The organism is Paraliobacillus sediminis (assembly GCF_003426055.1).
This window is the reverse complement of record NZ_QJSI01000003.1, coordinates 96,672-109,104: the sequence shown is the minus strand read 5'-3', so window position 1 is coordinate 109,104 and position 12,433 is coordinate 96,672. Positions and strand designations below refer to the sequence as shown.

The 12,433-nt window shown below is 35.0% G+C and carries 12 protein-coding genes; 3 read left to right on the top strand and 9 right to left on the bottom strand.

All coding sequences use genetic code 11. The features are described from left to right. Positions 1-12: 12 nt before the first annotated feature. The 7 genes from D2K60_RS13210 to D2K60_RS13180 all read right to left on the bottom strand — a co-directional run bounded on the left by D2K60_RS13210 (position 13) and on the right by D2K60_RS13180 (position 7,373). Complete coding sequence (locus D2K60_RS13210) at positions 13-1,080, bottom strand: C45 family autoproteolytic acyltransferase/hydrolase (protein ID WP_117170384.1); 1,068 nt, start codon at positions 1,078-1,080, stop codon at positions 13-15. Between the two features lie 145 nt (positions 1,081-1,225). Further along, entirely contained in the window at positions 1,226-2,014 is a 789-nt protein-coding gene (locus D2K60_RS13205; RefSeq protein ID WP_117170385.1) for an alpha/beta hydrolase, read from the bottom strand. 80 nt (positions 2,015-2,094) lie between these two features. Beyond that, positions 2,095-3,594 carry a potassium/proton antiporter gene (locus D2K60_RS13200; protein WP_117169958.1) on the bottom strand — a complete coding sequence of 500 codons (1,500 nt, stop codon included), beginning with the start codon at positions 3,592-3,594 and terminating at the stop codon, positions 2,095-2,097. 16 nt (positions 3,595-3,610) lie between these two features. Next, positions 3,611-4,168, bottom strand: a complete 558-nt coding sequence (locus D2K60_RS13195) for a tyrosine-type recombinase/integrase (RefSeq protein ID WP_117169959.1) — start codon at positions 4,166-4,168, stop codon at positions 3,611-3,613. 126 nt (positions 4,169-4,294) lie between these two features. Beyond that, positions 4,295-4,900, bottom strand: coding sequence for a hypothetical protein (locus D2K60_RS13190; RefSeq protein ID WP_117169960.1), 606 nt, complete (start codon positions 4,898-4,900; stop codon positions 4,295-4,297). A 139-nt stretch (positions 4,901-5,039) separates the two neighbouring features. After that, complete coding sequence (locus tag D2K60_RS13185) at positions 5,040-5,711, bottom strand: HAD family hydrolase (RefSeq protein WP_117169961.1); 672 nt, start codon at positions 5,709-5,711, stop codon at positions 5,040-5,042. 222 nt (positions 5,712-5,933) lie between these two features. Beyond that, positions 5,934-7,373 (bottom strand): arabinan endo-1,5-alpha-L-arabinosidase AbnB, encoded by a 1,440-nt coding sequence (locus D2K60_RS13180; protein WP_420818816.1) that lies wholly within the window; start codon positions 7,371-7,373, stop codon positions 5,934-5,936. Positions 7,374-7,902: 529 nt separating this feature from the next. On the opposite strand from D2K60_RS13180, the gene D2K60_RS13175 reads away from it, so the two are divergent. From D2K60_RS13175 to D2K60_RS13170, 3 genes are all read left to right on the top strand, one after another. Beyond that, positions 7,903-8,406 carry a hypothetical protein gene (locus D2K60_RS13175; protein WP_117169962.1) on the top strand — a complete coding sequence of 168 codons (504 nt, stop codon included), beginning with the start codon at positions 7,903-7,905 and terminating at the stop codon, positions 8,404-8,406. Further along, positions 8,396-8,521, top strand: coding sequence for a hypothetical protein (locus D2K60_RS21160; RefSeq protein ID WP_275896249.1), 126 nt, complete (start codon positions 8,396-8,398; stop codon positions 8,519-8,521). The genes D2K60_RS13175 and D2K60_RS21160 overlap by 11 nt, the downstream gene beginning before the upstream one ends. Before the next feature lie 116 nt (positions 8,522-8,637). Next, on the top strand, positions 8,638-9,495 hold the full coding sequence (locus D2K60_RS13170; protein ID WP_117169963.1) for a Cof-type HAD-IIB family hydrolase: 858 nt from the start codon (positions 8,638-8,640) through the stop codon (positions 9,493-9,495). A 60-nt stretch (positions 9,496-9,555) separates the two neighbouring features. On the opposite strand, the gene D2K60_RS13165 is transcribed toward D2K60_RS13170, so the two are convergent. Together D2K60_RS13165 and D2K60_RS13160 are read right to left on the bottom strand one after the other, a co-directional pair. Continuing rightward, a complete protein-coding gene (locus D2K60_RS13165) occupies positions 9,556-10,461 on the bottom strand; it encodes an AEC family transporter (protein ID WP_117169964.1) in 906 nt (301 codons plus the stop codon). A 39-nt stretch (positions 10,462-10,500) separates the two neighbouring features. Beyond that, a complete protein-coding gene (locus D2K60_RS13160; protein WP_117169965.1) occupies positions 10,501-12,333 on the bottom strand; it encodes a beta-glucoside-specific PTS transporter subunit IIABC in 1,833 nt (610 codons plus the stop codon). Positions 12,334-12,433: the final 100 nt, after the last annotated feature.

Here is a 12,433-nt window from a genome sequence, read left to right as displayed (position 1 = left end):
ATACTTATTCTTTCATTTTTTATGTTGCCAATGCGCTCCCTCATCCATATGAGCAAATGGGATATCCGTATCGACCACTCCCTTGATACGATTAGTAGCTAATGCCTCTCCTTTTATCCACTGACCAAAATCAATTTCTGTTGGAGCTTGATCAGCACCAAGTGCGATCCAACCTATTAAATTGTCTGGAAAATATGCAGTTGTATGTATCGTTCCTGCCCAATTACGATACTCATCTGAGAAAATGCCACGCGCACGACCATTTAATAACTGAAATGCTTGCTTTCCACTTAATCCCGAACCAGCTTCTTTTGCCAATATCGTTTCTCTACGTTTTGAGTCAACCAAGTAATGACGATTTTCCTCTTCCATTGTCTTAAAATGATTGGTACATATTGTTGATTCTCTAACAACTACATTACGAGGTGTTGCTTCTACAACATATGTTTTTCGGGTTTTGTCATAGAGAATATAGCTGAATGAATGACGATGTGGCATTTCTTTTAATAATGCGACTGCTTCTAAGGCGGTCGCACACGTTTCTAAAATAAAGCGTCCAATCATACCACAAATAAATCCTTCACCAGGCTTTTTCCGATGCATGAAATTATAACCCATTACTAAACCTTTTTCATTAATACCATCAGAACGACCAGTGATTCGTTGGCTTGCCCCCATCGTCGCATAACCCTCATCTGACGGCTGAAACAAAACAAAACGCCCATCATAAGTTTTCGGGTGATAGTCATAATTACGTACAAGGTAATGGTCGCCTGTCATAATAGAACAACCAGAACGGTCATAATCAAGACGATAACCGCCAAATTCATGCAAAACTTTTTGCATTGGCCAATCTAAGCCATCAGCTATCCCATCTAGTTCTTGCCAAATAGCAGGTGCAAACGATTTAATCGCATCTTCTGCTTCTTTTTCATCAATCGTAAAACGCGGTTTCCTAGTTTTCCACTGTTTTAAACGATTTTTAATATATAAAGAATCTTTTAATTCTTTCGCTTGTTCTAGACCAAATTCATAATGAGAACCTCGAAATTCAATTAAATCGCTATAAATTTGTTTCAAATAGTATCCCATCTTTCTCCAGTTTAATTATCTAAGGAAGCAATTACTTCGTTTATTATATCCAAAAAAGCATCTAACCAAAAAGTTAGACACTCCCATATAAACACTATTTGGACATGCTGATAAAACGTTTATATGTATTGAGTTATGTTAGTGGGAGCCATTTAAGAACGCGTTGAATATGATAATCCCAATAATTCCACTCATGCGAACCACTATCAAAAGTTGAAACGACGTCTAAATCCGTTTGATCGCAAACTTCTTTAAATAGTACATTTTCTTTATATAGAAAATCCTCCGTGCCACAAGCATGATAAATTTTAGGTTTCTCACCACCTGAGGCATCAACCTTTTTGATTAAATCTAAAACATCATGCATCGTTCCCTTTAAATCTTGGTCTCCATAAGCGTTATAAAATGTTGCATCCAGCTGATTAGGCTCTTGTTGATTGACTACTGTATGACTAGCAATATCTAACACACCAGATAGTGTTGCGACAGCAGCAAATTGATCTGGTTTATTTAAAGCCCATTTCATTGCTCCATAACCACCCATGGACAAACCAGCAATAAAATTATCTTCCCGTTTATCAGATAGCGAGAAAAAGGAGCGTGCTATCCGAGGCAATTCTTCAGATATAAATGTCCAATATTTTTTTCCATACTTCATGTCCGTATAAAAACTATGATCAACATTTGGCATCACTACCGCTATTCCTAATTCCACTACATATCGTTCAATAGAAGTACGACGTGTCCAAATTGTATGATCATCACTGAAACCATGTAATAAATAGAGTGTTGAATGCTTTTGTTCCTGTCTTTTATTGTTCTGCATGCCTATTTGATTAGCCGTTTGCTCTGGTAGAATTACTGTCATTGATGTATTTAACATAAGTGTTTCCGAGAAAAAATCGCATGTGATACGCGCCATTGACATCAGTCCTTTGCCTCAAATTTTAAGCTAATTCTAGTATAGAACATTTTGGTAGAGTTGGCACATAATCACCATGTTTATTTCCCAACAACTTCACTAGTCATTTTATTCTTACTATTTAATAATAACCGCAAGGCTTTTTTGCTTTTACGAGAGGTTAACATATATAGAAAATCACCTGCAGCAATCGTTGTGTCACCTGTTGGTGTAACCAATTGCTCCTCTCTAATAATTGCATTAACCAGTGTATCTGTTGGAAACGGAATATCATTTAATGTTTTACCAACAATAGCAGCGTCTTCTTCTATTTCATATTCAATCATTTCAGCATTGGCTTTTCCTAACGATATTAACTCTAGTGTATGAATCGGCGTTGTTTTCTTTGGTCCAAATAGTCCTAACTTTTGAGCCAACGGAGCGATTGTCGTACCTTGAATGAGACAACTCGTTAATACGATAAAAAATACAACATTGAAAATTTGCTGGCTACCTTCAACACCTGCAAGTAACGGAAAAGTTGCTAAAACAATTGGTACTGCACCTTTTAAACCTGCCCAGGATAAGAAGATCAGTTCTTTTCTTGTGAAATGCATATAAATGGTTGAGATTGCTACTGCGATAGGACGTGCAACAAGCATTAAGATAATCGATATCGTTATACCTTGGAGTATAATCTCCCATTCGAATAATTCAGACGGAAAGACAAGTAAGCCTAAAATTACAAACATTACAATCTGCATCATCCATGCGAATCCTTCAGAAAAACGGAATACGGAAAAGCGATACGCAATTTCAGCGTTGCCCATAACAATCGCTAACACATATACAGCGAGTAAGCCGCTTCCATTTACAGCAGATGTTATACCATATGCTAATAGCGCAAAAGAAATTGCAAAGATCGGATATAAGCCACTTGAATCAAGGTTAATTTTATTTATCGCAATAACTGCTACTTTTCCAAATAAAATGCCAAGTAATAGACCAAGTCCAATTTGCAAAAAGAATGTCATAATCAACCAGAATATATTTGTATTCGGATTCGTAATTAGTTCAATTATCGCAACAGTTAAGAAAACAGCCATTGGATCATTGGAACCCGATTCTGCTTCAAGCGTTGTGCCGATTCTTTTCTTTATCGGCTGTTCTTTTAAAACCGCAAAAACCGCTGCTGCATCAGTTGATCCGACGATTGCACCAAATAACATAGCAAGAAGCCAATCAATATCTAATATGTACTTTGCTGCCACAGCGATAATTGCTGAAGTAAGCAATACACCAAAAGTTGCTAGTGATAATGCTGGTTTCATTACTGGCTTTAAGTCACTCCAATTTGTTTGTAAACCACCCTCAAATAAGATAATAATTAAGGCGAATATACCAATTACTTGCGCAGTTTGCGCGTCATCAAAGTAGATGATTCCTAATATATCACTACCTATTATCATCCCAATCATAATAAATAAAACTAAAGCTGGCACCCCAAATCGGGAAGATAATTTAGTTGTAAATACACCTAGGATAAATAAGGTTGCAAATAACAAAATAAGCGAGTCTGTTTGAAAAATCCCATTAACCATGCGTGTTTTCTCCTCTCTATAAATTAATATTCAGTTTTATTATAGCGCTATTTACTGTTGAAATTCCGATATAATGCCTTGTTTCAGTTGTTGTTTGATGTTGTAGACGTTTTTGAATTAGGGAGATTGCAATGCCATTAATATAAGCATGATAACCAAACGTTTTTCGAAGTGTGTGCATACCAATTGGTTCATCTATTCCAGCTTCTTTTGCGGCAAAATGGATGATACGGTATGCTTGTTGACGTGTTATTGGAGCTGACGACTTACGTGATTTGAACAGAAAATCATCTCGATTAAGGTCTGATTCTTCTATTACTTGATTGATTATCGTTCGGAGTGATTCGGTGCAATAAATAGGTGGATCAAAATAACTTGATGTTTGTAAGTAAGAATAAAATTCGCCATATTGATTTCGCAACTGATCGACACGAATATGAATCAAATCATGGATTCGCATACCTGTATTAATACCTAGTAAAAACAGGCAATAGTCACGAGTTGAACGTTTATGTAGTATTCGTTTCATTTCTTCTAACTGATCTATTTGTTTTATAGGTTCTACAGTCCTCATGTTATCACACCCCCTTATGTTACATAATATGATTATAACTTATATTTATGTAACATTAAAATCATACGCATTGATCAAATAAAAAAGTATGGAGAAATGCACTCCATACTTTAAATATAGGTATTTTTATCCTTTTGGTTCTTCTTCAAGTTCATTCTCCAACTCATCTTGTCCTTTATCAGGTTCAGGTTCTGGTTCTGGTTCTGGTTCCTGTTCCTGTTCTTGATCATTATCTTGTTCTTTTTTGTCTACAGTTTCTTTTTCCACTTTTTCCACAACTTCTTTTTCTTCTTCGTTTTTAGCGACTTTTTTCTTTTCATTTTCATCTTCATCATCTATCGTGCTAGTAGTTTCTTTAGGTATCACTGAACTTTTCGATTTTTTTACAGAACTACTGCTATTACCACTACTATAATTACTCTGATCTTGTGATGAAACTGTTGATTCCGCTGCAATTTCTGTAGAATCATCATCGATCGTATCATCTAATTCTAATTCTTCAGATTCCTCTTCCTCTATCTCTTCAATCTCGATTGTATCTTTAAGAACAATTCCTCTATTTATATCTTGTACCAATTTTATTGTCTTTTCACTTTCACTTAATTGCTTGTCTTCTTCAGCGTCATTTTTAGCTTCTTGCTGCCCTGGCTGACCACTTAATACTAATGGCACCATTAAACCAATCATTAAAATTAATAATAGTCCAATAAAAATAATCCGAAACTTATTCATAACCAACCCCCTAAACTGTCTCCGCTCATCACAACTATAATTACTTTAGCATATTTTGTCGCTTGAAAGGGAGCTAACGGTGAAATTTGTCAAAAAATTTATTTTTAGTTACAGCTTTATGTTCATTCTATAAAACAAGTCAATTGTTTAACACTGCCAACTCACTAAGACTATGAATAACAATGACATCCGGATGTGATGTTTTATCTTTTCGATTTATCCATATTCCTTTCATCCCTGCATGCTTGCTACCAATAGCATCCGTTTTCAATCTGTCGCCTATGTAATAACTTTCATGAATCGGTACATCTGCTTTATCACACGCTTTTAAAAAAATAGTAGCATTAGGTTTAGCTACTCCAATTTCACTTGAGGTAACAACACAGTCAAAGTATTTGCTTATATTTATACTTTCTAATTTTTCAATTTGCTGTTTATAATCACCATTGCTTATTACTCCAAGTCGGTTTCCCTGCTTCTTTAAAATTTCTAAACAAGGTATGACATCATCAAACGCTCTCCAATTCGATTTATAAAACTTTAAATACGTATTGAATTTATTATCCGCTTGATCGTTGTTTAAGTGACTGCCAAACAACGCTTTCATTCTCATTCTACGTTGTTCCTGAAAGGACAGTTCTTTTGATAAAAATTTTGTGTAGTATTTATCAGATAGCTCGTACCATCTTTTCACAAATTCAGTTGTGCTAAGTTTTAATTCTTCCTTATTCTCTTTTAAGAACTCAATTGAACCTTTTTCCTCTGCTCTTTCATGGTCCAGTAAGGTGGCATCAATATCAAAAAATAACATCTTTCCATCTCCCAAATTTAAGCAATCAAAAAGTATGCTATAGAAATCGATCACATTTTTAATTCATTTTAACATAAAATAACAACTACTTTTTTTATCCAAATTAGAACAGAAAATAATATTATACGTATTATTCCAAAAATCCAAATCATATAGACTTCCCTACTTTTTAGAAAGACTAAAAAGTGATCTAGCTTTTCTACTAGATCACTTTTCTTTTGCCTATTCTATTGATTGACTACCCCAAATTGTTACACCTTCATCCGACATTGCGGAAAATGCCATCTCTTGCTCAGATGAATTTGAATCCCATTGCGATAGGAACACGCCTTTGTAACTCGTGCCATCGATATCAATTGTTATCTGATTTCCTTCTAATTCCCATTCACCTGTAATAGCTCCACTAATCTTACCATTTGATTCTAACTCTATGGGTTCTGCTAATTTAGCAAACTCCGATATATCTTTTCCATGATTAATAAATTCATAACTGCCCGTTACTTGATCGTCGCTATATGACTCTATTTCTTCGCCACCGTAGCGGTGAGGGGCAATAACCGGCCAACCGTCTTCATTAAAGAACATTTGGTGTACGCGTAGTTCATGTTCTTCGCCGCGATTTGGAAAACGCGTATGGAAGTAAAGAAAGTACGCATCTGTTTCTTCTTCATAATAAGTAGAGTTATGGCCAGGTGATACATAACCATCTCCATCAGAAAATGTAAAATTCCCCATTATCTTAGCGCCATATGGTGCAACTGCTTCATCATCAAAAAAACTACCATCTGCTCCTTTTGCTTCAATCATATCTTTTCCTTCTGCATCCAAAAATGGACCATCTGGATTTTCAGATCGAGCTACACGCATATTATATCCACCAATCGCATCTAAACCACCATACGATAAAAATAAGTAGTAATAACCGGTATAAGCATTATATTGCATAAATGGTGCTTCGATTCTACTATGATTTCCACCTAATAATTTTTTACCGTAACCTTGATCAGGTAAAGGTTCTCCAGTAGTTGTATCCAATTCCATAATAAAGATCCCGCCTGAATACGAACCATAAACCATCCATAGCTTTCCATCCTTATCATAAAAAACATCTGGATCAACAACATTTGGATCTTGTGTTCCGTCATAATTATCGCCGTCTTCACTTGGCTCATCAGTCATACCAGATTTTAGAATAACGCCTTGATCCTCATATGGCCCCTCTATATCATCAGATGTGGCAATACCCATTGCCGATAAGGGTGAATCACCTCTACAAGCATTGTAGTACATATAATATTTACCATCTTCTAATTGAATGACATCTGCGGCCCAAAATGTGTCCGTTTCTGCCCAAGTCAATGCTTCTTCCATTTCCTCAGCAGCGTTAGGAATTAGTACATTATCTTCATGAACACCATTAGAAACTTGCTCCCAGTCTATTAAATCATCTGATTTAGCAGACATTAAGTGTGATCCAAATACATAGAAAGTTTCATCATCTTTAACAACTGATGGGTCATGTACCGTCACATTTTGAAAATCTGGTTCCTCCAGATCTTTTACTTCATTCGTATTGGAATCGCTTTCATTACAACCCGTTAATAAAAGACTACCTGCTATAGCTATTCCTATTATTTCTACTTTCCATTTCTTTCGTTTCACAAATTTTCCTCCCCATAGTTGCACATCTAAATTCTTTTTTAATCATACCTTATTTAGTAATAGATTTCTAGAAATAGATACGTACTATTTGTTAAAAAGGAGGTGATATTAGGACACATATCCTTATAAGATAAAAAGCGCTAGTAGTTAAACTAGCGCTTTTTATACTAAATACCTAAAGCGGCCAATACCGCAACCAATAAAATAATTGGTGTGAAAATAAAGAACCAAAAGAACAATAATACCAAAGCAGCTATAATAGCCATTCTATTCCCTCCTATCTATCATTTATATAACTTGTGGAGGCCTCACAATGTTAATCTATGTTCGATAGAGAAAAATGAATGGACAATTATACATCAATTACTACTTTTTTTTAAAATGGTTGTTTTACTAGGGTTATTTTCCTATATTTTAAAAGTGATTATAGGTATTCACTCTATTTAACCTTTTTACGTGACAATAACACGGTCGAATTATTTCTGTTTGCGTATCTATACACTATAAAAAATAAAGGTAGGTGTAAAATTTGAGAGATAACATACTATATTTCGAACGCACTGCTTCAGGGCGTTTTCGAGAAATAAAAGCCAACAGAACAAAAGAAACAATGACAAATCAACCATCAGAAGGTTTAACTTTTTTAGATCAAATTCGGATAGATTGGAAGCAAAAAAACCTTCAAACAGAAACGATTGATAAATTAGAAAGTCTTCTAACTATCTGTAGACAACCAGAAAATAGAGCACGGTTCAATCAACTTTTCCAGAAAATAAAGGCATTTTTCATGCATGATACAACGAAAGGAGTGGTGAAAAAAATGACTGATACTAACCTAAGTAATTTAATGAAAAAACTATTGGAAAGTGGTGATACACCTGAATTAATGAACAATGTGTTAAAAGATCCTGCTTTATCTAAACAAGCGATGTCTATGATGAAAGATATGCTTCAGGATGAAGATAAATTAAAATCAATGACTGATATGATGTCTTCCTTTTTAGATAAGGAGGTGAAGTCGGATGAAGAATAAAAGAGAAATGGTCGTACAAATACAAAATAAAGTTAAAGCACGTCAAACGTATCTAAGTGAATTTAGAGAAAAAAAAGATCGTTGGGTTAAAAATATACTTGATGTAAAAGAATAGTAAAGAATTGTAGAAGTAGGGCTGCATTCGTTGCATGTGACCTACTTCTTGTGTATTCTTATAATAGAGAGATCGTGGTGTTTACTGACATCCTACATAAAAAAGGGAGTAATTACATGAAACTTATTGCTACAGATTTAGATGGAACTTTATTAAATGAAAACGGAGAAATAAGTAACGAAAACGTAGCAGCATTAAAGAAAGCGATCCAAGCAGGAATAAAAGTTGTTGTTGCAACTGGACGTTCTTATTCAGCTGCAAACAAGCCATTACAAGCAGCGGGGATAACTTGTCCTATTATTTGTTTGAATGGCGCAAATGTTTTTTCAGAAAAAGGAGAAAGATTACGTAATATCCCACTTTCTAAATTGATCAGTAAAAAAATTGTACAACACTGTCAGGAAAAAGAAGCCTATTTTGAATTATATACAAATCAAGGTATTTATTCTCCTGACCGCGCAAAATTTATGGAAGTTCTTCTTAACATCATGCTTTCATCTCATCCTGAAGTTTCACGTGAAGAAGTTGAAGAGCGCGCAGCATTACGCTTCCAAGAGGAAGAATTTAAAACAACGGATGACTTCAACGGGCTTATTGCAGATAAAAACATTGAAGTTTATAAAGCACTTGCCTTTTCTCTAGAAGTAGATACACTTAAAAAAGTAAAAAAACAATTCTCAGACAAAGATAACGTCATTATTACATCATCTGGTTTTGACAATGCAGAATTTAATCATCCAGAAGCACAAAAGGGAATTGCATTGTCGTTATTTGCAGCTGAAAATGGTATAGCTTTAAAAGATACCATGGCAATTGGCGATAATTATAACGATTTGTCTATGTTAAAGATTGTTGGACATAGTGTCGCAATGGGAAATGCTGAAAAAGCTGTTAAAGAAGCATGTGGTTTCACAACATTAAGTAACAATGAACACGGTGTAGCAAAAGCAATTGAAGCACTTTTAAATAAATAAAACAAAATCCACTGTTCCTGATTAGGAATAGTGGATTTTGTTGTTTTCCTTCTGTATTACCTATAAATTTATGATTATCCAGATCAAAAAGAAGCTAAGTAACATCGTAATATTTGATACCGTTCCAACAAACTTTTTATCGTAACCAAATTCAACAGCATAAGGTAATAAAGACATGGAAGTTGGTAATATTAAAGCAATCAAGAGTGTATAACGAAACATCAAATCAACTGGCAACCAGAGAAAGAGCGGAATTCCAATAAGTAATCCAACCCCAAATCGAGCGAAAATAAACTTCCCAACTAAGCGCAAATATTCTTTATGAAAAGTAAAATTTAAATAAATACCTAATAATAAAAGGGATAACGGCATATTCGCACCAGAAATAATAGAAGCTGTATCAATTAATACATTCGGTAATGGCACGTGTACAATATTTAACAGAAACACAATCATATATGTCATTAACGGAATCGATTTTACTAATTTAAGCGTAATTTCTTTTGATGTAATCTTGGTTTCCTCACTAGCATAGAAGCTACCCATCAAATAACTTAACCCAAACACGATAAATGCATTACCTACATCAAACATACCAAAATATTTGATCCCTTCTGCGCCCCAAATACCTTCTACCAGTGGATAAGCAAATAAGCCTACATTATAACCAGGTATCATCATCAGCAACATACCTCTTGTGCTTTTTTGCTCGTTTCTAAAAACAAATAAACCGATGTATACAAACAAGAAACCTGCAAGAATAGCTGCTATCACTAATAAAAATAAAGAAGGTTCAATCACAATATCGTGAAATGTTACAATAATTAAACTTGGTAACGTAAGATTAAATATCACACGTCCCAATCCTTCTCCATCACTTTCCTTTATTATTTTTGTTTCTTTTAATAAATAACCTAAACCAATAATTAGAATGGAATAGATAAATTGCTGATTAAATCCATCCATATCAAAAGCTCCCTCAACTAAAAGTACTCTATCTATTTTTTATAAAATAACTGTAATCAGTCTTTCACCTACCATTATGTTATCTTCTTCAATAGGTAAAACATCTGTATATTCTCCTGTATTTGTTACAAGAATTGGTGTAATGATATCATAACCACATGCCGTAATATTCTCAATTTCTATTGTTGCAATATGTTGCCCTTGCTCAACTAAGTCTCCTTGTTTCACGAACACTTCCATATATTCACCGCCCAATTGAACCGTATGAATCCCTACATGAATTAAAACTTCTACACCCTCTTCCGATGTAAAACCTATCGCATGACTTGTTGGAAAGACACTTGAAACCACACCAGTTACTGGTGCATATAATTTCTTATCAATCGGTACAACCGCTATACCTTTGCCAACCACACCTGAGGCAAAGACTTCATCTGGCACCTCTTCTAACGGCAGAAGTGCACCATTAAATGGACTAGCAATCGTTATGTTTTTTATAGCTCTTTCTGTTTGGTGATTCGTTGCAACTTGCTCGTTCGTTTCATCTTGATACCCGAAAAAATAAGTCAATACAGTAGCACTAATGAAGCTTATCGCTACCGCTAATAAAAACAATGTGAAACCCTGTCCAAAGAATACAGGCAAGGAGGCAAGACCTGGTACAGCAAGTGATGACGAACTTGCACCAGATATACCTGCAATTGCGCCACCAAGTGCTCCAGCAAAACAGCCAATGATAAACGGTTTTTTATATCGTAACGTAATGCCATATATAGCTGGCTCCGTAACCCCAAAGAGGCCCGCTATAGCAGCAGGACCCGCTATTGATTTGACCTGTTTTTTCCTCGATTTAAGAAATACACCAAGTGCCGCCCCTGCTTGGGCGAAAATAGCAGGGGTTAACATCGCAGTAAGTGTGTCCGAACCAAATTGACTTAAATTATTTACTGCAATAGGAACTATACCCCAATGAAGACCGAACATGACAAGTATTTGCCATGAAGAGCCCATTACTATACCCGCTACTACTGTACTATTGCTATAAATCCAGCTATACCCTTCAGCAAGCCAACCACTAACAAAGTTACCAAACGGACCAAACGCTAATAAAGTTAAAGGAACCATTGTCGCAATTAGCACGAGTGGTGTAAAAAATGTCTTTATCGCACTAGGAAAAATTTTGTTCAGTATAGGTTCTATTTTAGACATCACAAAAACAGTCAGAATTATCGGGATGACAGAAGTTGCATAGTTTGTTAAATAAATTGGTAAGCTCAAGAAAGTTAACGCCACACCCGATTCATATGTAGTAATTAAATCTGGATATACTAATGCTCCCGCAACAACAAAAGCGACGTAAGGATCCGCACCAAATTTCCTTGCTGCTGTTATACCCAAAATAAGCGGTAAAAAATAAAATAAACTATCACTAGCCGCATATAACACTTGATAGGTACCGCTATCTTCTTTTAACCCGTTAAATGCGAGTAATAAAATTAAGATACCCTTTAAAATACCGACACCAGCCATTGCACCCAATAACGGAGTGAAAATACCTGAAATAATATCAATCAGATAATTTAGAATAGATGTTTTTTCATACGTTTCAGTTCGAATTCTATCCCCTAACGTACTATTTTTTTCTATTTTTCGATAGACTTCATTGACATCATTCCCAATTACGATTTGTAGTTGTCCTGCACTTTCCATTACCTGAATAACACCTAATAATTTTTGGAGTGCCTGCTGATCAGCTTTTGATTTATCGATTAATTTAAATCGTAACCTAGTGGTACAGTGATGTAGAAGCGAAACATTTTCTTCACCACCGACATAAAGCATAATTTTCTCAGCTAACTGACTATAATTCATAAGAAAAACACCACTTTCTTTCCCTTGATTAAAAAAACCTAAGCTATCAGTTCAATACAAACCAACTACGGATGAGCAGTTTCTGTACGAAATGTAGTCT